The sequence below is a fragment of the Streptomyces sp. PH10-H1 genome (assembly GCF_030063355.1).
Lineage (GTDB): Bacteria > Actinomycetota > Actinomycetes > Streptomycetales > Streptomycetaceae > Actinacidiphila.
In genome coordinates this window covers 1-23566 of the sequence record NZ_JASISZ010000048.1, presented here as the reverse complement: position 1 = coordinate 23566, position 23566 = coordinate 1, and the positions used below count along the sequence as shown (strand labels likewise).

Sequence of the window (23566 nt, the reverse complement as noted above, 5' to 3'; positions counted from 1 at the left end):
ATATGCCGTGGTGTTGTCGTGGTGTTGTCGTGGTTGATCTCGTGGTGGTCCACGATGCCCGGGCGCCCGGCGGCCCGGCACTGTGGAGTCCGTAGCCGATCCACCGGGGGACCCCTCATGCGCAGACCCAGCCTGCCCACCACGGTGAGCCTGGCTGTGCTTGCCCTCTCCGTGTTCGTGCTGGTGACGGCGTGCGGCGCCTCCAAGGACGCCGCGCGGCCGTCACCGACCCAGAGCACAGCGGGACCCGCCACCACGCCCTGGCCCGCCACGCTCGGAACGCCCTCCCGGCATTAGGGCCAGTCCGACAGGCCCTGGGCGCCTGACAGGCCGCGTACCGCGGCACCCCCATTCTTCCGGCGGCGGGGTACTCCCCCGAGCCCCGCCGCCGGAGGTCACGTCACCAGACGCGGACCGAGCCCCCTGGCGCGAACGCCGGGCTGGTCGCGTCGGCGGGCGGTTCCTTGAGCGGCTCGGCGATCTCCGCCACGGTGGGGCCGGCCTTCGCGGCGATCGGGTCCAGCAGACCGAGGTCGAAGCCGTAGACACGGGCCGCGTTGCCGCCCGCCATCGCGGCGATCTCGTCGGTCGGCAGCCCGGCGTACGCGATCCGCAGCCCCTCCCGGGTATAGGGATACGTGCCCTCGTCATGGGGGTAGTCGCTGCCCCACATGATCTTCTCCAGGCCGATGCGGTCGCGCAGCGGCACTTCGTGGGGGCGCATGAAGCTCGCGCCGACGTAGCAGTTGTCCCGCCATACCTCCTTGGGCCCTTTGCCCATGGAATCGGCCAGCCCCGTACCGAACTTGGCCTCGGCCGTGGCCGCCCGGGTGGCCGCGCTGACCAGCCGCCCGTGGTAGTACTCCAGCATGTCGAGCACGCCGGGGATCCAGCCGGAACCCTGCTCGGTGAGTACCAGCCGCAGCCCCGGATGCCGGCGGAACGCCCCGCCGAACATCAGGTGCCAGAGCGCCCGGTGCGAGAACCAGGTCGTCTCGACCATGAACACCGCGCGGGCGGCGGGCTCGTCGCCGAGCGGCGGTGACGCCGATCCGCCGTGATGGTTCACCGGTACGTCCAGTTCGGCGCAGACCGCCCAGAGCGGGTCGTACACCGCCGAGTACAGCTCCGGGACGCCGGAGCCCGGTGGTGCGCCCGGCAGCAGGATGCCGCCGGCCAGCCCGTGCTCCTTGGCCCACCGCACCTCGCGTACCGCCGCGTCCACATCGTTGAGGAGGATCTGCGCGACACCCGCGCGGCGGCCTGGGGCCTGCGCGCAGAAGTCGGCGAGCCAGCGGTTGTGGGCCCGCAGCCCGGCCCAGCGCAGCTCGAACTCCTCCTTCGAGGGCGCGGGCGCCAGCAGCGAACCGCTGGGGAAGAACGGCGGCACGGTGTTGGGGAAGACCACCTCGGCGACGATGCCGTCCGCCTCCAGCTCCGCGAGCCGGCGTCCCGAGTCCCAGTTGCGGGACGCCTCGGGGGCGATCAGGTCCTGGTACGGATTGACGTACGTGGCCGCCCACGCGTCGAACGTCTCATGCTGTCCGCTCGCCAGATACGGCCGGTAGTCGAGCAGGTCGGCGCCGGCGTGGCAGTCCGCCGAGATCACCGTGTAGCGGTCGTCGGGACCCGTGGGTGTCATGTGCCCGCCTCCATCCCCACGTACGGGAAGTCGTGCCCGGTCAGCCAGTGCCGGCCGGTCTCACGGGCGCGTGCCCACGAGGCCTCGACGGCCGACTGGTCGTCCGGCTGGCCCAGTTCGGCCGGGGTCGGGCCGATCCGGCGGGCGATCGGCGCCAGCGCCTCGGTGTCGAACCCGAAGACCTCGGCGGCGGCCAGCCCCAGCATCCGGCGGGTCTCGTCCACCGGGATGTCGTGGAAGGTGTTCCTCAGCCATTCCCGGGTCTTGGGCCAGGTGCCCTCAGGGTGCGGGAAGTCGCTGCCCCACAGGATGTTGCCGACGCCGATTTCGTAGCGCTGGGCCAGCTCGCGCCGCTTGGTGTTGGTCGCGCAGATGAAGACCTGGCGGTCCAGGTACTCGCTCGGCGGCCGCTTCAGCTCGGCGAACGGCGACAGCTTCTTGCCGCCGTGCGCGCCGAGGTAGAGCCGGTCCATGAACCACAGCTGGTTCGGCAGCCACCAGCACCCCGATTCGGCGATGCCGAACTTCAGGCCGGGGAAGCGCTCGAAGACCCCGGCCCACAGCAGGAACCACAGCGGACGGGACGGCCAGAACGTCACCTCGCTGACGTAGATGCCGAGATGGTCGCCGTACTCGTGATGCGGGGCGGAACCCGAATGGGTGACGATCGGCAGCTCCAGCGCCTGCGCCTCCGCCCACACCGGGTCGTAACGGGCTTCGTGGTACGCCGCCTTGTCGACCCATCGCGCGGGGATCATCAGAGCGCCGAGGCCGGACGCCTTCGCCCTGCGGACCTCGGCGACCACCGCGTCCACCTCGCCGGTGATGGGCAGCAGCGCCACCCCGCAGCGGCGTTCCGGGCTGCGCTCGGCACAGAACTCCGCGAGCCAGCGGTTGTGGGCCTGCGCGCCCGCCATCCCCAACGCGGGGTCCTGGTCGCCGGAGAGCCCGAGCCCCACCCCGAAAGGCGCGGCGGTCTGGCTGTCGACGGCGTCGGCGTCCGGGAAGACGACCTCGGCCGCCACCCCGTCACCGTCGAGCTCCTTGTCGCGCTGCGCGCTGTCCCAGCCGCCGCGCAGCCCCTCCTCGTTGTCGCTGAACCACTTCTGCGCGAACTCCTCGTTGCGCACCCCGAGCCGCGTCATCGCCTCGCGCCGCGCCTGGCGCTGCCCGAGGAACTCGTCGAAGTCCGCGTGGAACCTGCTGTCGAGATACGGCCGGTACTGCTCCGTCGGGAGCCCGGCGTGGCAGTCCGAGGAGATGATCAGGTACGGATCCGTCATGGGTGTCCTACCTTCTTGATGTGGGTCTGAACTGGTCATTCGTAAGATCGGTGGGCCCAGGGGTTCCGGGTATGGCTTTCATGGGGTCGCCGTTGGATGGCTCAGGAGACTTGGCCGCCCGGAGCCCCGCGACGACTCGACCGCTAATTGGGAGATGCGACGCGATCGCTGTGTAGGACAACGTCGGCGAGGTCGTCTGCTGGGTTCCTGTACGACGAGCTGGCGGAGGTGGCCGTGCCCGAGATCTGGGCCGGAGTGGACATCGGCAAGGAACATCACCACTGCGTGGTGATCGACGCCCAGGGCAAGCGGCTGCTGTCTCGGCGGGTGCTGAACGACGAGACCGAGCTCCTCAAGCTCGTGGCCGATGTGCTGGAGCTGTCGCAGGATGTGCTGTGGGCGGTGGACATCAACCACGGTGGGGCCGCGCTCCTGCTCGGCCTGCTGGTCAGCCACGACCAGCGCATCACCTACATCACTGGCCTGGCCGTCCACCGCGCCTCGGCCGGCTACCGGAGCCAGGCCAAGACGGACGCGAAGGACGCCTTCGTCATTGCCGACCAGGCCCGCATGCGCACGGACCTCGGCATCCTGCGGCCCGGCGACGAGATATCGATCGACCTGCGCACCCTGGTCACCCGCCGCACCGACGTGGTCTGCGACCGGACCCGGCAGATCAACCGGCTCCGTGCCCAACTCCTGGAAATATTTCCCGCGTTGGAACGCTCGCTGGAGCTGACGAAGAAGGGGCCGGTCATGCTGTTGACCGGCTACCAGACCCCGGCCGCGATCCGTCGTGCCGGAGCTTCCCGCATCGCGACGTGGCTGAAGAACCGCAAGGTCCGGAGCAGTGCAGCCCTGGCGCGGACCGTCGTGGAGGCGGCCGAGGCCCAGTCCACCTCCCTGCCCGGCGAGAAACTCGCGGCCACCATGGTGGCCCGACTCGCGAAGGGGGTCATGGCCCTCGACGAGGAGATCGCCGAGCTCGACGCTCTCATCGAGGCCCGGTTTCGCGAGCACCCGCAGGCCGAAGTGATCCAGAGCCTGCCCGGCATGGGAACCCTGCTGGGTGCGGAGTTCCTCGCCGCGACCGGCGGAGATATGGACGCCTTCGGCACCGCCGACCGCCTGGCCGGCTACGCCGGCCTCGCACCCGTCCCCCGAGACTCCGGACGCGTCAGCGGCAACCTCCACCGCCCCCGCCGCTATCACCGCGGCCTGCTCCGGGCCTTCTACCTCTCCGCCTTCGCCATCCTCAGGAGTTGCCCCGCCTCGAAACGGTTCTACGAACGCAAGCGAGCCGAGGGCAAGGGACACAAGCAGGCGCTGCTGGCGCTCGCCCGCCGCCGGGCCAACGTCCTGTGGGCCATGATCCGCGACGGAGCGTGCTACCAAGCCACACCACCAGCTACCGCTGCGGCTTGACAACGTCATTGGGAAGTCTCCTGTCCCCTCGATCAATCGAGAATGAAGTTCTCCAGGTAGGCCGGGTTGGCCCGGTCGAGCATCGACTGGGAGCGCGCGCGGATCTGGGCGTCGGTGCGCTCGCTGGGCGGCAGCATCCAGAAGCGGTCGGCGCGGATGCCGTCCGCCACGAGTTCCGCGACCTGCTCCACGGGCGTGAACGTCACCTCGTGCCCGGCCTCCCTCATCGCGGCCTCCCACTGGTCGAGGCTGCGGTAAGGGGTGCGGCGCGGCGCGGACTTGGCGTACCGCTCGGGCCGGTTGCGGTGCGACTCCCACAGTCCGGTGCGCAGCATGTGGGGGCCGGGGAAGAGCACGGAGGCGCCGATGGGCGCGCCTTCTGCCCTCAGGTGGGCGTAGAGCGACTCGGTCATCGTCACCACGGCGGCCTTGGTGACGGCGTACACCGAGGCGGTCGGCAGCGGCGCGATCCCGCCGTCGCCGGAGGAGGTGTTGACCACGTGCCCCGGCTGTCCGGCCGCCAGCATCCTGGGCAGGAATGCCTGGACGCCGTGGAAGACGCCCCACACGTTGACCGAGAACGCCCACTGCCAGTCCTTGGGGTCGTGCTCCCACATCCGGCCCTCGGCCCCGGACCCGACCCCGGCGTTGTTGCACAGCACATGGACGGCGCCGAAGGCCTGGTACGCGGCGTCGGCCAGCTCCTCGACCGAGGAGCGTTCGCTCACATCGGTGAGCTGTCCTACGGCTTCGGCGCCGTCGTCCCGCAGTCGCGCGACGGCCTTGCCGAGCGCTCCCTCCTCCACGTCGGCGAGGACGACCCGCAGCCCTTCCGCGGCGAACCGTTCCGCCATGGCGTAGCCGATGCCGCTCGCGGCGCCGGTGACCACGGCCGTCTGTCCGGCCAGCAGGTCCATCAGGCCTCCCTGGGCGGCGCGTCGAGGAGCTGCTGGACGTCGTCGTAGCGCTGGTGGATGTAGGGCAGCAGCGCCTGCGCGCTGACCCGTTCGACGACACGGCCGGACTGGTCGCTGGTCTTCTCGCCGATGGTGATCTCCACGAGCCGGCGTACGGCGAGGTCGGCGACCGGGTCGTACGAGGACTCGCGCAGCACCACGCTGCCGGTCATCGCTTCGAGCTTGCGCACCCGTTCGTGCCGGGTGCAGCGCACCAGCACCGGGTCGCCGTCGAAGCCGTTGCCGTCCACGGCGGGCAGGAACTTGAAGTAGAAGTCGGTCTTCTCGGTCATCTCCGGAAGCGGGAGCGCGCCGCTGACCGCTCCGGCGACCTCGACGAACGCGATGCCGTGCCGGGCGAGCTTCGCCATCACGACGTCACCGACCCGCTCCACGGTGACCTCGCCGAGCTTCTTCGGTTCGCCGAAGACCTCCCGGCCGCCGATCAGCGCCCGCTCGGTGGTCATGGGCATCACCAGCGGGTACCAGCCCTCGATGCCCTCGTGGTGCGCGGAGACCGCCAGCGAGCCGGCGCCCAGCGGGTGTCCGAACAGGTCGACGCGGCTGATGTTCACCCGCACCAGGGGCCGTTCCCCCGGTTTGAGCGGCGGCGGCAGGACCTGCGCCACCACGTCCGGGTCGGTCTCCCAGACCGCTACCACTCCGGTCGACCAGATGTCGGGGAGCTTGCCGCCGCCCGCCTTCGCCGCCAGCATTTCCGCTTCGCTCCGCGGGCCGTACCTCACTCGCGCCATGTCGTGCCGCCCTTCGTTCATGTCAGTCATGCGTGCCGGTCGTGCGTGTCAGTCATGAGAGATTCGGGACGAGCTCTGTAACACAGTTACACCGACACGCTCGAAGGGTAAATAGGCGTGCACGGTCCACAATGGGAGCACCATGCCGCGCACCGCCCTGACCCGCGACGACGTACTCGACGCCGCTGCCGCGCTTGTCCGGCAGCTCGGCCCCGAGGCACTGACCATGCGCAAACTCGCCGCGGAACTCGGCACCGCGGTCACCTCGATCTACTGGCACGTGGGCAACCGCGAGTCGCTGCTGGATGAGCTGGTGGCCCGCACCGTGCGGGAGATGGGCGCCATCGCGCCGACCGGCCGCGGCCCGCGCGACCGGGTGGTGTCCATCGCCCGCGCCCAGCGGGTGATGCTGCGCGACCGGCCGCATCTGATCGCGATGGTGCACGAACGCGGCCTCACCGAGCTGATGTTCCTCCCGGCCCAGCAGGCGCTGGTGCACGAGCTGCACTCCGCCGGGCTGCGCGGCCCCCGGGCCGCCGAGGCGCTGCGGGCGATCGAGTTCCATGTCATCGGCTTCGTCCTGGTCGAGCGCAACCGCGAGCGTTCCCCCGTCCAGGTCCCCGCGGAGCAGGACCTGTGGGACACCGCCGCGGCGGGCCACGACCCGGCGCTGGCACGCGCGCTGGCCGCCCCGCCCGACCCCGAACGCCTCTTCACCACCACCACGCGCGCCCTGGTCGACTCGCTGCTGCGTACCTGAGTGTCCGTGGCGCCCCTTATTCTCAATGACCATGCTGGACAACCGCACCGAGCCGACCGTCTCCCCGTCCCCGTGGCCCGCCGCCTACCCGGACGGATATGCCGTGGTGGACGTCGAGACCACCGGTCTCGGCCGGGACGACCGGATAGTGTCCGCCGCCGTCTACCGGCTTGACGCCCGGGGCGAGGTCCAGGACCACTGGTACTCACCTGTCAATCCGCTGCGCGATCCGGGCCCGGTGTGGATCCACGGACTGACCAGCGCGATGCTCGCCGACGCCCCGCTCTTCCCGGAGATCGCCGAGGAACTGGCCGAGCGGCTGGCCGGCCGGGTCCTCGTCGCCCACAACGCGGTCTTCGACTGGTCGATGCTGGCCCGCGAGTACGCGCGGGCGCAGTCCACCGCCCCCGTCGAGCAGCGGCTGTGCACGATCGTGCTGGCCAAGGAGCTCCGGCTGCCGCTGGCCAACCACAGACTGGAGTCCCTCGCCGCGCACTACGGCGTCGTCCAGCAGCGCGCCCACCATGCCCTGGACGACGCGCGGGTGCTCGCCGAGGCGTTCCGCCCCAGCCTCCACCTGGCGGCGGCCGCCGGACTGCCGCTGCCGCTGCACGCCTGCCGGCCGCTCACCGAATGGGCCGACGGCGGTGTGCCGGCGGCCCGTCCCGCGCCGTCCCCGGATCCCTCCGGGTACTACGGCTCCTCCGGCTCCTCGTACCGTCCCAGCAGCTGGCGCCCGGCGCGCAAGCGCCCCTCCTGCCCGTACCCCAACCCCGGCCGGATGGCCCCCGACGGCCCGCTGATGCAGGGCATGCGGGTCGCGTTCTCCGGTGACACCGGCATCGACCGCGAGCTGCTGGAGGACCGCGCCACCGACGCGGGACTGCATGTCGCGTCCAGCGTCAGCCGGCTCACCAGCCTGCTCGTCACCAATGACCCGGACTCACCCACCAGCAAGGCCGTCAAGGCCCGCGAGGTCGGCACCCCCGTCATCGACGAGCAGCGCTTCGCGGAACTCCTCAAGGCGGTGACCCCCGCGCCGGGGGTACACGGCTGATCGACGGGGTACACGGCTGATCGAGTGGCGCGGCGGCGACGCGCCCGGCCACCTGTTGCCTGCCGCCGCCGCGCCGCGCAATCTGGGCCCTATGGCCCGTTGTGAAGTGTGCGGAAACGACTACATCATGAGCTTCGAGGTGCACGCCCAGGGGGCGGTGCACGTCTTCGACAGTTTCGAATGCGCCATCCACCGCATGGCGCCCATCTGTGAGCACTGCCGGGTGCGGATCGTCGGCCACGGCGTCGAGGCCGACGGCCGCTGGTACTGCGGCGCGCACTGCGCCAAGGCCGACGGCGCCCACGGCATCGTCGACCGCGTCGGCTCCCTCCCCACCGCCTGATCCGTCCCCCGTCGACCCCCTACCGACGGGCACCCCACGACCGAGTACCGTCGTGGGGTGTACCGCTTTCTGCTGTCCCGCCAGTGGGTGATCCTCACCCTGCTCGGGCTGGTCATGATTCCCACGATGGTCAAGCTGGGCTACTGGCAGCTGCACCGCCACGAGCGCCGGGTGGCGAACAACCATCTGATCAGTCAGAACGTCGAAGCCGCCGCCGTCCCCGTCGAGCGGCTCGCCGCGCCGGGCAAGGCCGTGCCGCGGCGGGACCTGTACCGGTCGGTCAGCGCGACGGGTCACTACGACACCGCGCACGAGGTGGTCGCCCGCCAGCGCACCGCCGCCGACGGCCAGAAGAACGGCTATCACGTCATCACCCCGCTGGTGCTGGACGACGGCCGGGCGGTGCTGGTCAACCGGGGCTGGATCGACGCCGGCGGCGGTCTCACCGCACTGCCGAAGATCCCGGCCGCCGAGTCCGGCGAGATCACCGTCACCGGACGGCTCCGCCCGGACGAGACCAGCTCGTCCACCGGGATCAGGAACAAGAGCGGTCTGCCCGACCGCATGATCATGCTCATCAACGCCGCCGACCTGGCGGGGACCAGCCCGCAGCCGCTCCTCGGCGGCTACCTCGAACTGGCCACCACCTCCCCCAAGCCCTCGGGCACGCAGCCGGAACTGATCCCGCAGCCCGACGACTCCAGCATCGGCCCGCACATGGCGTACGCGGTCCAGTGGTGGCTGTTCTCCGCGATGGTCCCGGTCGGCTGGGTCATTCTGGTGCGGCGCGAGCGCAAGGAGCGGATCGCGGGGCAGCAGTCCCGGAAGAGCGTTCCGGTCGCGGTGTAACGCCGCCCCCGGCACGCTACCGACAGGAGCGCAGACGAAAGGCGGCACCGTGCCAGGACTCATCGAGGACTACGCGCTCATCGGCGATCTGCAGACCGCGGCGCTGGTCTCCAAGGACGGCTCCATCGACTGGCTCTGCCTGCCCCGCTTCGATTCCGCCGCCTGCTTCGCGGCGCTGCTCGGCAATGAGGAAAACGGCCAGTGGCGGATCGCTCCGGCCGGGGCCGACCAGTGCAGCCGCCGCGCCTACCGCGGCGACACCCTGGTACTGGAGACGTTCTGGGAGACGGCCACCGGCACGGTCAAGGTCATCGACTTCATGCCGCAGCGCGACCGCGCGCCCGATGTCATGCGGATCGTGGAGGGCATCTCGGGCCGGGTGGAGATGCACAGCGAGCTGCGGCTGCGCTTCGACTACGGCAGCGTCGTGCCCTGGATGCGCCGCGCCGAGGGCCACCGGATCGCGGTGGCGGGACCCGACTCCGTCTGGCTGCGCAGCTATCCGCCGCAGCTGCCGATGTACGGCAAGGACTTCTGCACCTACGCCGACTTCGCCGTCTCCGCGGGCGAGAGCGTCGCCTTCGTCCTCACCTGGCACCCGTCGCACGAGATCCGGCCGCGCCGCGTCGACCCGTACGAGGCGCTGGCGCACGGCATCGAGGACTGGGAGAAGTGGTCGGCGCAGTGCACCTACGACGGCCCCTGGCGCGAGGCCGTGCTGCGCTCCCTCATCACACTCAAGGCGCTCACCTTCGCGCCGACCGGCGGTATCGCCGCGGCCGTCACCACCTCGCTGCCGGAGGAGATCGGCGGTGTGCGCAACTGGGACTACCGCTACTGCTGGCTCCGCGACGCCACGCTGACCCTCAACGCGCTGGTGTCCAGCGGCTATCTCGAAGAGGCCGCGAAGTGGCGGGACTGGCTGCTGCGCGCGGTCGCCGGCGACCCCGCCGACCTGCAGATCATGTACGGGATCTCGGGCGAGCGGCGGCTGCCCGAGTACGAGGTGCCGTGGCTGGAGGGGTACGAGGCGTCCGCCCCGGTCCGGATCGGCAACGCCGCCGTCGGGCAGCTGCAGCTCGACGTGTACGGCGAGGTGCTCGACTCGCTCTACCTGGCGCGGACCAGCGGGCTGCCCGACCAGCAGCACGCCTGGAATCTGCAGCGCGCCCTGATGGACTTCCTGGAGTCCAACTGGCGCGAGCCGGACGAGGGCCTGTGGGAGGTGCGCGGGCCGCGCCGGCACTTCGTGCACTCCAAGGTGATGGCGTGGGTCGCCGCGGACCGCGCGGTGCGCACCCTGGAGGCTCAGCCGAAGCGGAAGGGCGACCTGAACGCCTGGCGGGCGATGCGCGCCCAGGTGCACCTGGAGGTGTGCAAGCGCGGCTACGACGACGCGCGCGGCACCTTCACGCAGTCCTACGGCTCCACCCAGCTCGACGCGGCGACGCTGCTCATCCCCCAGGTCGGCTTCCTGCCCGCCTCGGATCCGCGGGTGATCGGTACCGTCGACGCGGTGCGCCGGGAGCTGGACCACGGCGGATTCGTCCGCCGCTACACCCCCGACAGCTACAGCCTCGGCGAGAGGACCGTGGACGGCCTGCCCGGCCGGGAAGGCGCCTTCCTGGCCTGCTCGTTCTGGCTGTGCGACGCGCTGCACGCTACCGGTCGCGACCGCGAGGCCCGCGAACTGTTCGGGCGGCTGCTGAGCCTGCGCAACGATGTCGGGCTGCTCGCCGAGGAGTGGGACCCGGTCGCCCGCCGCCAACTCGGCAACTTCCCGCAGGCCTTCAGCCACATCGCACTCGTCAACACCGCACTGACCCTTTCCGGGGCGGGCAGGAGAGTATGAGGTCATGGATCTTGGACTGAAGGACCGGGTGTACATCCTCACCGGAGCGACCCGCGGGCTGGGCCTGGCGGCCGCCCGCGAGCTGACGGCCGACGGTGCGAAGGTGGTCGTCTCCGGGCGTGCGCAGGAGTCGGCGGACACGGCGGCCGCCGCTCTGGGCGGCCGGGGACACGCGCTCGGCGTGGCCGCGGACAACACCGGCGCGGACACTCCGGAACGGCTCATCGACGCCGCGCGCGACGGGTTCGGACGGCTGGACGGCGTACTGATCAGCGTCGGCGGCCCGGCCGTCGGCCTCGCGGAGACCATCACGGACGACCAGTGGCGGGACGCCTTCGAGACGGTGTTCCTCGGTGCGGTGCGGCTCGCGCACGCCGCCGCGGCCGTGCTCGGGGAGGGCGGCGTGATCGGCTTCGTGCTGTCCTCGTCGGTGTACGAGCCGATCTCGGGCCTGACGATCTCCAACGGCCTGCGGCCCGGCCTCGCCGGGTTCGCCAAGAACCTCGCCAACGAGCTGGGCCCGCGCGGTATCCGCGTCGTGGGGCTGCTGCCCGCCCGGATCGACACCGAACGGGTGAGCGAACTCGACACGCTCACGGGCGACCCCGGGGCCGCCCGTGCCCGGCACAGCGCCACGATCCCGCTGCGCCGCTACGGCACCCCGGAGGAGTTCGGCCGGGCGGCGGCCTTCCTGCTCTCCCCCGCCGCCTCGTATCTGACCGGCGTCATGCTGCCTGTGGACGGCGGCGCCCGGCACGGCTTCTGATCCGCGCGGCGGGACACCGGCGCCGCGGAGGGGTTGCGCAGGAGCCGCCGCCCGGTCCGGCCGGCTGATCAGCTGACTCGGGTGGCGCGGTGCTTGACCGCACGCAGCCGTGCCTCGGCGGGGAGGTGCGGGAGTCCCGCCGACGCGCCGGCCCGCTGCAGGATGTCGGTGTCCAGGCGGGAGATGACGCTGTCCGGGGCGGCGTGCGGGGCCAGGCCGAGGGTGAGCCGGGCCCGGGGCGCGGTGCGGGTGCCGGTGAGGATGGCATCGGCGCGATCCACACCGTCCAGCTCCTGGGTCTCTGCGACGAGCACGTCCTCCAGGGCACGGCCGCGCAGGACCGCGCCCTGTCCGTCGCCGCTGTCGATGCGTAGCTGCCGCAGCCGGTGGCTGCGCGACTGGGCCAGCAGCCACCACAGGGCGGCCAGGACCACGGCGCCCAGCACCCCCAGGACGGTCGGCCACCACCAGCCGTCGCCGCGGTAGCGGGTACGGTCGCGGGCGGTGAGCAGGACGTCCTTCGGGCCGGTGAAGGGCCACCACGAGGGCAGCGTGAAACCCCAGCGGCGTTGCAGGTCCAGGCTGCCGACCAGCACGGCCAGGCCCGCGATCAGCAGGATCAGGCCGACCAGCGCCAGCAGGATCCGGTTCAGTGTGGCGCGCATGTCCCGGTCAGCCCTTCTCGGCGCGGTACACGTGGACGGTCAGGTGGGGCGGGTGGGCCAGGCCCAGCTGCACCATGCCCTGTCCCAGCGCGGCGCCCAGGTCGGTGCGGACCTCGGTCAGGTCCCGGAAGTGCGAGGCGGCGCGGGCGGTGATACGGCGCCGGCCGACGGTCACGCGCACCGTATGGACGCCGGAGACCTCCATCGCCCGGTCGCGGAGCATCAGTTCGGCGGCGTGCCGGTCCAGTCCGGCCCGCACGCCCGCGACGCTGCGGCGCATCGGCAGCACGGAACGCTCGCCGGGGGTCAGGGCCAGCACGATCAGCCACAGGCCGATCACCGCGGCGGCCGCGGCCGCGCCGGTCACCAGGGCGTTGTCCAGCGGGCGGGTCGCCAACTCCCGCGCCAGGCGGCGGCGCCAGCTCATCGCTGAGCGGTCCGCGCGCACCGCGGCGATGTCGTAGAGCAGCATCCCGGCGGCGCCCAGCACCACCGCCGCCGTCAGCGCCGCGGGCACCCGGCGCGCCGACCAGAAGCGGCCCGCACGCCCGACGGGCGGCTCGGGTTGTTCGTTGAACCCCTCGGGTTGTTCATTGGGCCCGATCACCGGCAGCCGCCGGGTGGTGCCCTCGGGATCGGGCGCTGCCGCTGCCTCGCTCACAGGACCCTCCCCTCTCCCTGGTGCCGCGCCGCCGCGGAGTGCAACCGCTCGATCTCGATGGCGACCTCGGGTACCTCCATACCCGTCAACGCCCGTACCCGGTCCGCGACATGACGGCGTACCGAGCCGCAGACCATGCCGAGGTCGCCCGGATAGCCCAGTTCCACCGACAGCCGCACCCGCGCGGTCTCCTTGTGCACCGAGACCGACGCGTGCGGGGTGCGCTCCGGCGGCACCAGCGCGGACTCGGGAACCTCCGCGAGCACCTCACGCGCGGCGCGCGCGGCGATCTTCGCCACCACCCGGTCCGCGATCCTCAGGGCGCCGCGGTCCGCGGCCGGCAACGAGACCGGGGCGGCAGCGGCCATCACCGCCGCCGGTCACGGCTGCGGAAGAACTCCCCGGGCTCCAGATCGCCGTCCAGAAACTTCCCCGCCACGAACCCGACCGCGCCCAGCGCCGCCACCAGCAAGAACGCACCGAACCCGCCGAAGTACCCGGCGAAGCCGAGTGCCATTCCCACAGCCAGTCCGACCAGAGCCATCGTCATCGTCCGCTCACCAACTCCGTATCGCTGCTGTCGCCGCTCGCCGTATCACCCGTCCGCGCGGTCACTGGACCCTCTGCTCCCGCTCGTCCTCGTCGTCCTCGTCGGGCAGCTTCACATCGCCGACCGCGACATTGACCTCGACGACCTCGAGGCCGGTCATCCGCTCGACCGCCGCGATGACGTTCTCCCGCACCGCGCGCGCCACATCGACGATGGACACCCCGTACTCGACGACGATGTCCAGGTCGAGTGCGGTCTGCACCTCCCCGACCTCCGCCTTCACACCGCGGGTGACGGACTTGCTGCCGGGCACCCGGTCGCGCACGGCGCCGAAGGTGCGGGCGAATCCGGTGCCCATGGCGTGCACGCCCAGCACATCACGGGCGGCGAGTCCGGCGATCTTCTCCACCACGCCGTCGGCGATGGTGGTACGGCCACGGGTCGCGGGATCACCCAGCGGCGCCCGCTTGCCGGCCGCCCCGGCACCCGCGCTCGTGCCCTTCTCCAGGGTCTTGCCTTCGCGCGCGGGATCCGGGCCGTCGGGCTCGGACATGTTGCGCTGTGCCATCTCGGTCATCGCGAGTCGTCCCTTCGTCTGGGCTGCTCCGTGCACCACACTATGTGCGCATGCCCGGCCGCGCTGCGGAGATGCGGTCAGGAAACGTACAGCGGACCGCCATTCGGGTGGCGCGAGGAGACGGAGGCGGGAACGGTGGCTGTGGACCGATTGGCGCAGGCGGTACGGGAGCAGATCGCGTTCGGCCGGCTGCTGCCGCTCGGCGGGGCGGCCGACGCCGCCTGGATCACCGAACGCGCCGCCGCCGACGCGCTGCGGGGAGCGGTGGCGGGGCTCACGGGCATACGGCTCGGCGCACTGCGCATCGGCCCGGAACAGGACGCGGCTCCGTACATCCCGGAGCCGGACGCGGATCCTGACGTGACGCCGGACGCGGAACCTGACGCGGTGACGGACCCAGTGGCGGACGTGGCGCCGGGCGCGGTGGCGCGGTCCAGCCAAGCCCCGGCGGCCACTCCGCCGAGCGCGGTGCCGCACGGCCCGCTGTGTGTGACCGCGGATTTCGCGGCCGCCGCCGACCGGCCGCTGCCGGCCGTCGCGGACCGGTTGCGGGCGGCTCTGTGGGACGCGGCCCACGATCTGCTGGGCCTGGCCGTCACCTCGGTGGACCTCGAGGTCAGCGGGCTGCTGGAGCCCGGGGCGCCGCATGACCAGGGTCCCGTCCCCGTACCCACCGCGGACGGGGACAGGGACAGAGCGGGTCAGAACGCGCCGGACGCCGTGCCGGGGACGGCCGGCGGTGACGTGATAATCGCCGCGCTCATGGTGCCGGGCGTCGCCCGGGTGACCTCGCGGCTCGGCGGCTTCACGTCCGGGATCCGTACGGCCGACGTCGGGGATCCGCCCGGCCGGGAGGTCCGGGTGAAGATCTCCGTCGTCCCCGGCCACCGCGCGCTGGATGTGGCCCGCGCGGTGGGCGAGGCGGTCACGAAGGCCGCGGAACCCGGAGCCCCCGGCGCCGTCACGGCAGCCGTGGTGGTCACGGCCTTCGGATGACGGACGCGATCCGACCGGACGGGGGTCTGACCGGACGGGGTCCGACCGGACGGAACTACTCGCCCACTCCGGCGAGGTCGCGCAGCCGGCGGCCCTGGGCGGCGCGTTCGGCGGCGCGCTGGTCCTCGTGGGAGCGGCCGGCGGCCTCCCGCAGCAGGGCCTTGGTCTCGATGACGGCGTCACGGGGTGCCGCGAGCAGCGCGACGGTGAGGTCCTGGACCGTGGCGTCCAGCTCGGCGCCCGGGACGACCAGATTGGCGAGGCCGAGGCGCTCGGCCTCGGAACCGTGGACGAAGCGCCCGGTGGCGCAGATCTCCAGGGCCCGCGCATAGCCGACGAGCTCGACCAGCGGCTTGGTGCCGGTGAGGTCGGGAACCAGTCCGAGACTGGTCTCGCGCATGGCGAACTGCGCGTCGTCCGCGCACACCCGCAGATCGCAGGCGAGGGCGAGCTGGAAGCCGGCACCGATCGCATGGCCCTGTACGGCGGCGATGCTCACGATGTCGGTACGCCGCCACCAGGTGAATGCTTCCTGGTACTCGGAGATGGTCGCGTCGAGCTGCTTCTCGGAACCGCGCGCGAGGTCGATGAACGACGGCTCGCCGTCGAAGCCCTCGGGCGTGAACGCCTGCCGGTCGAGCCCGGCGGAGAAGGACTGTCCTTCACCGCGGAGCACAACGACCCGCACACTGCCCGGCAGGAGCCGGCCGGCTTCCGCCAGTGCTCGCCACAGGGCGGGCGACTGGACATTGCGCTTGGCCGGATTGCACAGTGTGACGGTCGCGACGGAGTCATCGGCGGTGAGCCGTACTCCGTCACGCTCGAGCAGCACGGTGGGGTCGGGCATCGGGCACCTCCGAGCGAACCACGGATTGGATTACCGAAGAGTAACCACCCGGTCGGCACAGACGACGGCCGGGTGGCACGCTACAGAAACCGGGTCACCGGGGATGCCCTGCCCGTCAGGCCGAAGCGGCTTTCTTGCCTCGTGTTGCTCCGCCGCGACCGCGCAGGGTCACGCCGGACTCGCTGAGCATCCGGTGCACGAATCCGTAGGAGCGGCCGGTCTCTTCGGCCAACGCCCGGATGCTCGCACCGGAGTCGTACTTCTTCTTCAGGTCTGCCGCGAGCTTCTCGCGCGCGGCGCCGGTTACCCGGCTGCCCTTCTTCAGAGTCTCGGCCACCCGTGCCTCCTCTAGGGAAGTGCGCTCTTGGACTCTCATGATCACCCCTAGGCGGCTTCCTGGCCACCCATTCGGCAAGGTCCGTACGACAACATTTGAACCGGGGACCTTTTTGCGGCGGCCGTGCGGGGCGCGAAGATCCCGAATTCTGTCCGGTAGTTTCCGGACACTCGTCCGAGCGCTGAGAAAAGTGGCAGGTCATCCATGGTCGGTAAGGAGTTTGCCGACGTCACGCCACTGATCGACTCGGAGCGACGCTCATGCCGTGCCACCCGGTGGCACGGTATGAGCTCGTCTCACACAGATGATGGATCACCCATGGGCCGAATGATCCATTGCCAAGTGATCAGGCGAAGTGATCAGGCGAAGTGACCAGGGCCGGGTGATCGCCGGGGCGGTCAGGCGAGCGAGACCAGATCCGCGTAGTCCGCGCCCCACAGGTCCTCGACGCCGTCGGGCAGCAGGATGATCCGCTCGGGCTCCAGCGCGTGCACCGCGCCCTCGTCGTGGGTGACCAGGACGACGGCGCCGCTGAAGGTGCGCAGCGCCCCGAGGATCTCCTCACGGCTGGCCGGGTCCAGGTTGTTGGTGGGCTCGTCGAGCAGCAGCACATTGGCGCTGGAGACCACCAGCGAGGCGAGCGCCAGCCGGGTCTTCTCGCCGCCGGAGAGCACTCCCGCGGGCTTGTCGACGTCATCGCCGGAGAAGAGGAACGAGCCGAGGATCTTGCGGATCTCCACCAGGCCGGTGTCCGGCGCGGCCGACCGCATGTTCTCCAGGACCGTGCGCTCGGGGTCCAGGGTCTCGTGCTCCTGCGCGTAGTAGCCGAGCTTGAGGCCGTGGCCCGGCTCGACCTGCCCGGTGTCGGGCGTCTCGACTCCCGCCAGCAGGCGCAGCAGCGTGGTCTTGCCGGCGCCGTTGAGGCCGAGGATGACGACCCGGGAGCCGCGGTCGATGGCCAGGTCGACGTCGGTGAAGATCTCCAGCGAGCCGTACGACTTGGACAGGCCGGTCGCCATCAGCGGGGTCTTACCGCAGGGCGCGGGGTCCGGGAAGCGGAGCTTGGCGACCTTGTCGGAGACCCGCACCGCGTCCAGGCCGGCCAGCAGCCGGTCGGCGCGCTTGGCCATGTTCTGGGCGGCGACGGTCTTGGTGGCCTTGGCGCGCATCTTGTCGGCCTGCGAGTTGAGGGACGCGGCCTTCTTCTCGGCGTTGCTGCGCTCGCGCTTGCGGCGCTTCTCGTCGGCTTCGCGCTGGGCCTGGTAGAGCTTCCAGCCCATGTTGTAGACGTCGATCTGGGTGCGGTTGGCGTCCAGGTAGAAGACCTTGTTGACGACCGTCTCCACGAGCTGGATGTCGTGGGAGATCACGATGAAGCCGCCGCGGTAGCTCTTGAGGTAGTCGCGCAGCCAGACGATGGAGTCCGCGTCCAGGTGGTTGGTCGGCTCGTCGAGCAGCAGGGTGTCGGCGTCGGAGAACAGGATCCGGGCCAGCTCCACCCGGCGCCGCTGACCGCCGGAGAGGGTGTGCAGCGGCTGGCCGAGCACCCGGTCGGGCAGACCGAGGGCCGCGGCGATGGTGGCCGCTTCGGCCTCGGCCGCGTAGCCGCCCTTGGTGAGGAACTCGGTCTCCAGATTGGAGTACTTCCGCATCGCCTTTTCGCGGGTGGCGCCCTTGCCGTTGGCCATCCGCTCCTCGTTCTCCCGCATCTTGCGCAGGACGGAGTCCAGGTCGCGGGCGGAGAGGATGCGGTCGCGGGCGAGGGTGTCGAGGTCGCCGGTGCGCGGGTCCTGCGGGAGGTAGCCGACCTCGCCGGACCGGGTGACGGTGCCTCCGGCGGGCTGGCCCTCACCTGCGAGCACCTTGGTGAGGGTGGTCTTGCCGGCGCCGTTGCGGCCGACGAGGCCGATGCGGTCGCCCTTGGCGATACGGAAGGATGCGGACTCGATGAGGATGCGGGCTCCAGCACGCAGCTCGAGGCCAGTGGCAGTAATCACGGGAAAAAGCTCCAGGGCATGGCGAACGACAGAAAGGGGCGCGGGGAGGTCGTACGCCGCCGGCTAATGAACGAGAGGGACTGCCATACCGGCCAGTCTACCGGGGTGTGGCAAGCCGCTTGTTTCCCAGGGGAGTGCGGTCCGGTGCGACCCGGCCGAGACCGTCGACCGCGATCAGTTCGCTGGTCCACGCTGCACGGGGGTCCGCGCACGGCTGGGCGACGACGGCGGCGGAGCCCCTGAGTACCGCGCGGGAGGGCTGGAAGGCGCAGCCGGGCCGCGCGGGCAGCACCCACCGCAGGTCTCCGTCGGCCGCGCGGTAGCCCGCGATCCGCTGCGGGGTCACCACGGCGATCATCCGGCCGTCCCGGCCGAGCGGCTGCAGCACGCCCTGGCCCCCACGGCCCTCGGGGCGGGCGAGCCAGCCGGCCGCCCCGGGAATGGCCCGGTGCCAGCGCACCCGGCCGCCGCGCAGCGAGCTGTCGGTGACGAGGCCGTCCTCCCACAGGACGACGGCGTGGTCGGCGAAGGCACGCGCGGCCAGCGGGCTGCTGCCGGTCCTGGTGTACGTCCAGCGCCGCGCCGTCACCGCCCGCCCCTCCAGGAGGTGCGGGGCCGGGGCCGCGGCGGCCGGGCGCGGTGTGACGAGGTCGCCGAAGGCGGCGGGCCGGATCCGGTGGGCGGCGAGGGCCAGCGGGAGAGCCACCAGCAGAGCGGCGACGGGCAGGAGGCGGCGCGCGCCAGGGCCTGTCCGGCCGATCATGGGCGGTCCAGGCGCCCCCAGCTACCGCTGGGAGGTGCCCCCTTTCTGGTGCGGTGGATCGCAAGGCGCCGGAGCACCCGCATACGCGGTTGAATTCGGGTGTTTCGGCAGCTTTTCTCCGAAGGCGTGTCCCGAAAAGACGGAGCGAAGCGGAGTGCAGCGAGGCGCCGTGCCAGGCGGCGGGGGGGCCGTTCATGATCGGCCGGACAGGCCCTGGGGGACATGTGGCGTGACGGTAGCCGGGGGCGGGCGGCCCGCCGGGCGACACGGGGCGGCACCGGGCGGGCTTCGCCCGTTCGGTCCTGGCGGCGAGACCACCGCCTGCAGGCGCCTCGAGCGGGCCGGTGTGGGGTAAATCACCCATACTCGACGTATGCAGTTCGACGACAACGCGGAACTGGACACCTCACAGGTGCAGGACCAGCGCGGTGGCGGCTCGCCCGGCGGCGGTTCGTCCGGCGGCGGCGGTGGCGCCCCCAGCGGCAAGATGATCGGCGGCGGCATCGTCGGTCTGATCGTGCTCGTCATCGGACTCGTCCTGGGCATCAGCCCCAACCAGATGGGCCTCACCGGCAACTCCACGGACACCTCGCCACGCACCGGCACGGCCGGCGGCCTGGCACAGAGCTGCGCCACCGGCCGGGACGCCAACACCCAGGAGCAGTGCCGGATCGTCGCGGTGGTCAACAGCGTCCAGGCTTACTGGACGAACGAGTTCCGGCAGCGCGGCGGCACGTATCAGGCCGCGCCGACCGTCTTCTTCGACCGGCCGCTGCGCACCGGCTGCGGGAACGCCGATCCGCGGACCGGGCCGTTCTACTGCCCCGTCGACCGCAAGGTCTACATCGACCTGAACTTCTTCACCCCGCTGCAGACCCAGTTCGGCGCCGAGGGCGGGCCGTTCGCGGAGAGCTATGTGGTGGCCCATGAGTACGGACACCATGTGCAGAACCTGATGGGGACGCTGCGTGCAGCCCAGGACGGGCGCACCGGGGTCACCAGCAAGTCGGTACGGGTCGAACTGCAGGCGGACTGCTACGCCGGTCTGTGGTCGAAGAACGCCACGATGACCATCAACCCGGCCACCGGCAGCCCGCTGATCACCGCGGTGACGCCGGACGACATCGCCCGCGGCCTGGACGCGGCGGCGGCGGTCGGCGACGACGCGATCCAGTCCCGCGCGCAGGGCCGGGTGACCCCGGACAACTGGACGCACGGCTCGTCCTTCCAGCGGCAGCAGTGGTTCACCACCGGTCTGCAGACCGGTGACATGGCGCGCTGCGACACCTTCGGCTAGGCCCTGTCCGGGCGATCATGGGCGGTACAGGCGTCGTCTGGTGCCGTGCCTCGCAAGGCGCCGGAATGCCCGCAGGGTGGTTTCCTGTGGGCTTTTCGGCAACGCCGCGAGGTGCCGTGCCTAGCGGCGAAGGGGCCGTTCATGATCGCCCGGACAGGGCCTGGATGGTTCGTCCTCGAACTCACCCAGGGGTAGCCGGGGAGCTCGAGGACGAACCGGCTCAGGCTCCGCCGGTGTGCACCTGGAACGCCGCTCGGCGTACGGCCTTGGCCACCGCCGGGTCCGGATGCGCGGCGGCCAGCGCCACCAGCACCTGGACGGTGCGGGGGTGCCCCGCACCGCGGATCTCCTCCAGCAGCGCCCGCACGGAACCCTGCACCGCCGCGTCGAGATGGCTGACGAGCAGCTGACCCTCGCCGTGGTCGGCGACCGCCGCGGCCGTGTCCACCCACAGCCAGGCCGTCTCCTCGCGGGTCAGCAGCCCGGCGACGGCCTCGGGGTCGTCGCCGTCCTGCTCGGCCAGCCACAGCAGCGCGTACGGGCGCAGCGTCGGCTCGCCCGAGGCGGCGCGTACGACCGGCTCGGCGGGCGGGCCGACCACCCGGAGCGCCTCGAAGGCGAGGCCGCGCAGCAGCGCGTCCTCACCGCGGGCGGTCTCCAGCAGTTCGGCGACGGCCAGGCCGACGGGCCGGGCGGCGAGCCAGGCCCGGTACTCGGCGCGGGCCGGGCCGGGGGACAGCCGCGCGCAGGCCCGCAGCATCTTCTCGGCGGACTGCTCGATATGGCCGGCCGGGCCCTGGGCGGCCACGCAGATCTGTTCCAGCTTGACCCACACCGCCCAGTTGCCGAGCGGGGTGAGCGCGGCCTCCCGGGTGTCCGCCCCGGTGTCGCGCGGGTGCAGCGCCCCGACCCCGGCGACGGCGTCGAGCACCCAGTCCAGGAGCGCGGGCAGCGGGTCGTGGGCGCCGTCGGCGGGCGGCTCGTGCCGTTCGGTCCGCAGCTCCGCCACCCGCTGGCGCAGCAGGTCCAGGAGACTGTCGACGGGTACCGGGCCCGAGGAGAGGTGGAGGAAGGACAGCAGCTGGGGCGTGGCCTCGACGACCTCGGCCACCAGTGAGGGGTCGGCCCCGGCATCGCCGGGGGGATGCGCGAGGGACCAGGCGTCGAAGAGCGCGACCCAGCCGCGCAGGACGGCGGTGTTGTCGCGGTCCCAGGCGCGCAGCCGCCAGCCGGGGCGGGCGGCCCCCTGGTGCAGCTCGATCAGGCCGGCGAGCCGGGCCCGGTCCCAGGCCGCCCGGATCTGCCGGTCCGTCAACTCCAGGTCGGCCGCCGCCTGCTGGACATCGGGCTCGGGAAGTATCCCGGTCGGTCCTGCGGTGCCGGGCCCCGCCTCGGCCCATCGCGCGAGGCGGACCGTGTCGGCGAGTTCGGCACGCGCCTGGCGCGCGAGCTCGGACAGCGCGGGAGTGCCCTCGGGCGGCCTCGGCGGGCGGGAGCGCCGCGCTGTCGCCGTAGGGCGGGCGGCGGGGCCCCCCACGGCGAAGGCCAGGGAAGGTCGTCGGGGGACAAGGCGGAGCGGAGTGTCTCGCGAAGTACGGGACGTCACTGGAGCAGTCTCCCGGGTGAGCCCCCAGAATCCCAAACGCGCCCCGGGGCGGCGCCCCGTACCCTCCGTGCGGCCTGCCGTGCCGCGGGCTACATCAGGGGGGTCAGGAAGCGGCGCAGCGCCTCTTCGTACGAGGCCTGGTCCGCGTTCCACATAGCGCCGTGGGAGGCGCCGGGGACGGTGTGAAGGGTGACCAGGTCGGGCCGGATCGCCGCGAGTTCGCGGGAGCCTGACCAGGAGGAGAGGGTGTCGTCCGGGCCGTGGAAGACCAGGGTGGGGACGGTCAGCCGGCTGGGGTCAGCGGCGTCCGCGATGCGTTCCGCATGCAGCCCGGTGCGGCCCTCCGCGGCGCGGATGCCGAGCGGCACCAGCGCGCCGGGAACGCCGTGCGAGGACGCCGCGGCGCGGACCGCCGACTTCCAGTCGAGGACGGGTGAATCGAGGATCAGCCCGCTGATCCGGTCCCGGAGGGCGGAGTGGTCGGCGGCGCGCAGCGCCATGGTCGCGCCCGTGGACCACCCGTAGAGCACGAGCCGCCGGGCGCCGTACCGCACGGCGTACTTCATCGCCGCGTCGAGGTCGCGCCACTCGGTGTCGCCGAGGTGCCCGAGTCCGTCGGGCGAGGCCGGGGCGCCTGGGTCGTTGCGGTAGGCGAGGTCGAGCACCGGGAACCGGTGGCGGTGCAGGGCCGGCAGGACGTTGAGGGGGAGTTCCCGGGTCGCGCCGAGGCCGTGCACGGTGATCACCCAGGTGTCGCGGGCGGCGGGCACGAACCAGGCGGGCAGCGGGCCGAGTTCGCCGGGCACGGCGACCTCCGCGTGGTCCAGGCCGAGGGCGTCGCGCGGGTCGCCCGCGTGGACCTGGGCCGTCATCCGGACCTGGGTGCCGGGGTCGAGGGCGCCGCGGTACACGCGCTCCAGCCGCCGGGCCACCGTGTCGGGCGTCGTCCACAGCACCTCGCCGACCGCGGCGTGCACGCCGTCGCCGGCCAGCCCGTAGACCCCGGGCCGCAGCGAGCCCAGGCTCCGGGTCAGGGTGACCTGTCCCGGCGCGGTGGCGTGGACGGTGAGCCGCTCGTCCGGTTCCGGGCCGTCCACGGACGGTTTCAGGGCGAGGTCGGACACGTACCGTCCGGCCGCCACAGCGACCGCCCCGGCACCGAGCACGGTGGTGGCGGCCACGGCCGCCACGGTTCGCATACGCATCTCCGTTCCAGTGTCGGCACCGCGCGGCGATGCGGCCAGTGGGCGGCGGCCGACCGGGTCGGGCGCGGGCGGCGCGGGGTCGGAGTGGCCGGGCCGGCGCCCTCGGCGGCCGCGGTCAGCCGGGCTGGCCGTAGCCGCGCAGCCGCTCGCCCGCCTCGTCCAGTTCGGCGTCCGACAGCAGGGCGGGCGTCAGGCCGGGTACGGAGCTCGCGGTGAGCCAGACCCGGCACATCCACTCCAGCTGCGCCGTACGGTCGTACGCCTGCTCCAGGGTGTCGCCGTACACGAGGGTGCCGTGGTTGCGCATCAGGCAGCCGCTGCGGTCGCGCAGCGCGTGCAGTACGTGCGCGGCCAGCTCGTCCGTCCCGTAGGCGGCG

At 72.1% G+C, this 23566-nt stretch carries 26 protein-coding genes; 10 read left to right on the top strand and 16 right to left on the bottom strand.

The window, feature by feature from the left end:
- Positions 1-117 precede the first annotated feature (117 nt).
- Entirely contained in the window at positions 118-297 is a 180-nt protein-coding gene (locus QMK24_RS25885) for a hypothetical protein (protein WP_283469186.1), read from the top strand.
- A 103-nt stretch (positions 298-400) separates the two neighbouring features.
- On the opposite strand, the gene QMK24_RS25880 is transcribed toward QMK24_RS25885, so the two are convergent.
- Both QMK24_RS25880 and QMK24_RS25875 read right to left on the bottom strand, forming a co-directional pair.
- Positions 401-1642 (bottom strand): amidohydrolase family protein, encoded by a 1242-nt coding sequence (locus QMK24_RS25880; protein ID WP_283469185.1) that lies wholly within the window; start codon positions 1640-1642, stop codon positions 401-403.
- Positions 1639-2925 (bottom strand): amidohydrolase family protein, encoded by a 1287-nt coding sequence (locus QMK24_RS25875; RefSeq protein ID WP_283469184.1) that lies wholly within the window; start codon positions 2923-2925, stop codon positions 1639-1641. The genes QMK24_RS25880 and QMK24_RS25875 overlap by 4 nt, the downstream gene beginning before the upstream one ends.
- A gap of 228 nt (positions 2926-3153) precedes the next feature.
- On the opposite strand from QMK24_RS25875, the gene QMK24_RS25870 reads away from it, so the two are divergent.
- Positions 3154-4350, top strand: a complete 1197-nt coding sequence (locus tag QMK24_RS25870; RefSeq protein WP_283469183.1) for an IS110 family RNA-guided transposase — start codon at positions 3154-3156, stop codon at positions 4348-4350.
- 32 nt (positions 4351-4382) lie between these two features.
- Here QMK24_RS25870 and QMK24_RS25865 read toward each other — a convergent pair whose 3' ends face one another.
- Positions 4383-5267 (bottom strand): SDR family NAD(P)-dependent oxidoreductase, encoded by an 885-nt coding sequence (locus QMK24_RS25865; RefSeq protein ID WP_283469182.1) that lies wholly within the window; start codon positions 5265-5267, stop codon positions 4383-4385.
- Positions 5267-6061, bottom strand: coding sequence for an acetoacetate decarboxylase family protein (locus QMK24_RS25860; RefSeq protein WP_283469224.1), 795 nt, complete (start codon positions 6059-6061; stop codon positions 5267-5269). The genes QMK24_RS25865 and QMK24_RS25860 overlap by 1 nt, the downstream gene beginning before the upstream one ends.
- Positions 6062-6203: 142 nt before the next feature.
- Between QMK24_RS25860 and QMK24_RS25855 the strand changes: the two genes are divergently transcribed.
- The 6 genes from QMK24_RS25855 (at position 6204) to QMK24_RS25830 (ending at position 11688) form a co-directional block, all read left to right on the top strand.
- Positions 6204-6821 carry a TetR/AcrR family transcriptional regulator gene (locus tag QMK24_RS25855; RefSeq protein WP_283469181.1) on the top strand — a complete coding sequence of 206 codons (618 nt, stop codon included), beginning with the start codon at positions 6204-6206 and terminating at the stop codon, positions 6819-6821.
- A 25-nt stretch (positions 6822-6846) separates the two neighbouring features.
- A complete protein-coding gene (locus tag QMK24_RS25850; protein WP_283469180.1) occupies positions 6847-7878 on the top strand; it encodes a DEDDh family exonuclease in 1032 nt (343 codons plus the stop codon).
- A gap of 91 nt (positions 7879-7969) precedes the next feature.
- Entirely contained in the window at positions 7970-8221 is a 252-nt protein-coding gene (locus QMK24_RS25845; protein WP_283469179.1) for a metallothionein, read from the top strand.
- Positions 8222-8278: 57 nt separating this feature from the next.
- Positions 8279-9070: an SURF1 family cytochrome oxidase biogenesis protein gene (locus tag QMK24_RS25840; RefSeq protein ID WP_283469178.1), complete on the top strand. Its 792-nt coding sequence runs from the start codon at positions 8279-8281 to the stop codon at positions 9068-9070.
- Between the two features lie 49 nt (positions 9071-9119).
- Positions 9120-10922 carry a glycoside hydrolase family 15 protein gene (locus tag QMK24_RS25835; RefSeq protein WP_283469177.1) on the top strand — a complete coding sequence of 601 codons (1803 nt, stop codon included), beginning with the start codon at positions 9120-9122 and terminating at the stop codon, positions 10920-10922.
- Positions 10923-10926: 4 nt separating this feature from the next.
- Entirely contained in the window at positions 10927-11688 is a 762-nt protein-coding gene (locus QMK24_RS25830; RefSeq protein ID WP_283469176.1) for an SDR family oxidoreductase, read from the top strand.
- Between the two features lie 68 nt (positions 11689-11756).
- Here the strand turns inward: QMK24_RS25830 and amaP are convergent, their stop codons facing one another.
- The 5 genes from amaP to QMK24_RS25805 form a co-directional block, all read right to left on the bottom strand.
- Entirely contained in the window at positions 11757-12353 is a 597-nt protein-coding gene (gene amaP / locus QMK24_RS25825) for an alkaline shock response membrane anchor protein AmaP (RefSeq protein ID WP_283469175.1), read from the bottom strand.
- Between the two features lie 7 nt (positions 12354-12360).
- Positions 12361-13014 carry a DUF6286 domain-containing protein gene (locus QMK24_RS25820; RefSeq protein WP_502962563.1) on the bottom strand — a complete coding sequence of 218 codons (654 nt, stop codon included), beginning with the start codon at positions 13012-13014 and terminating at the stop codon, positions 12361-12363.
- Positions 13011-13382 carry an Asp23/Gls24 family envelope stress response protein gene (locus tag QMK24_RS25815; RefSeq protein ID WP_283469174.1) on the bottom strand — a complete coding sequence of 124 codons (372 nt, stop codon included), beginning with the start codon at positions 13380-13382 and terminating at the stop codon, positions 13011-13013. Before QMK24_RS25815 ends, QMK24_RS25820 begins: the two co-directional genes overlap by 4 nt.
- Entirely contained in the window at positions 13382-13564 is a 183-nt protein-coding gene (locus tag QMK24_RS25810; protein WP_283469173.1) for a hypothetical protein, read from the bottom strand. The genes QMK24_RS25815 and QMK24_RS25810 overlap by 1 nt, the downstream gene beginning before the upstream one ends.
- Before the next feature lie 61 nt (positions 13565-13625).
- Complete coding sequence (locus QMK24_RS25805) at positions 13626-14141, bottom strand: Asp23/Gls24 family envelope stress response protein (protein WP_283469172.1); 516 nt, start codon at positions 14139-14141, stop codon at positions 13626-13628.
- Positions 14142-14276: 135 nt separating this feature from the next.
- Here QMK24_RS25805 and QMK24_RS25800 point away from each other — a divergent pair, with 135 nt between their 5' ends.
- Positions 14277-15137 carry a nucleopolyhedrovirus P10 family protein gene (locus QMK24_RS25800; protein ID WP_283469171.1) on the top strand — a complete coding sequence of 287 codons (861 nt, stop codon included), beginning with the start codon at positions 14277-14279 and terminating at the stop codon, positions 15135-15137.
- Between the two features lie 55 nt (positions 15138-15192).
- On the opposite strand, the gene QMK24_RS25795 is transcribed toward QMK24_RS25800, so the two are convergent.
- The 4 genes from QMK24_RS25795 to QMK24_RS25780 all read right to left on the bottom strand — a co-directional run bounded on the left by QMK24_RS25795 (position 15193) and on the right by QMK24_RS25780 (position 19081).
- Positions 15193-15984 (bottom strand): enoyl-CoA hydratase/isomerase family protein, encoded by a 792-nt coding sequence (locus QMK24_RS25795; RefSeq protein ID WP_283469170.1) that lies wholly within the window; start codon positions 15982-15984, stop codon positions 15193-15195.
- A 115-nt stretch (positions 15985-16099) separates the two neighbouring features.
- Entirely contained in the window at positions 16100-16321 is a 222-nt protein-coding gene (locus QMK24_RS25790; RefSeq protein WP_030021347.1) for a helix-turn-helix domain-containing protein, read from the bottom strand.
- Between the two features lie 398 nt (positions 16322-16719).
- Positions 16720-18318, bottom strand: a complete 1599-nt coding sequence (locus tag QMK24_RS25785; protein ID WP_283469169.1) for an ABC-F family ATP-binding cassette domain-containing protein — start codon at positions 18316-18318, stop codon at positions 16720-16722.
- A 97-nt stretch (positions 18319-18415) separates the two neighbouring features.
- A complete protein-coding gene (locus tag QMK24_RS25780) occupies positions 18416-19081 on the bottom strand; it encodes a hypothetical protein (RefSeq protein WP_283469168.1) in 666 nt (221 codons plus the stop codon).
- Between the two features lie 373 nt (positions 19082-19454).
- Between QMK24_RS25780 and ypfJ the strand changes: the two genes are divergently transcribed.
- Positions 19455-20378, top strand: coding sequence for a KPN_02809 family neutral zinc metallopeptidase (gene ypfJ / locus QMK24_RS25775; RefSeq protein WP_283469167.1), 924 nt, complete (start codon positions 19455-19457; stop codon positions 20376-20378).
- Between the two features lie 220 nt (positions 20379-20598).
- Here the strand turns inward: ypfJ and QMK24_RS25770 are convergent, their stop codons facing one another.
- The 3 genes from QMK24_RS25770 to QMK24_RS25760 form a co-directional block, all read right to left on the bottom strand.
- Positions 20599-21984, bottom strand: coding sequence for a hypothetical protein (locus QMK24_RS25770; RefSeq protein ID WP_283469166.1), 1386 nt, complete (start codon positions 21982-21984; stop codon positions 20599-20601).
- 89 nt (positions 21985-22073) lie between these two features.
- Entirely contained in the window at positions 22074-23189 is a 1116-nt protein-coding gene (locus QMK24_RS25765; protein WP_283469165.1) for an alpha/beta hydrolase, read from the bottom strand.
- A 115-nt stretch (positions 23190-23304) separates the two neighbouring features.
- On the bottom strand, positions 23305-23566 hold a 262-nt coding region (locus QMK24_RS25760; protein WP_283469164.1), incomplete at its 5' end, for a class II aldolase/adducin family protein.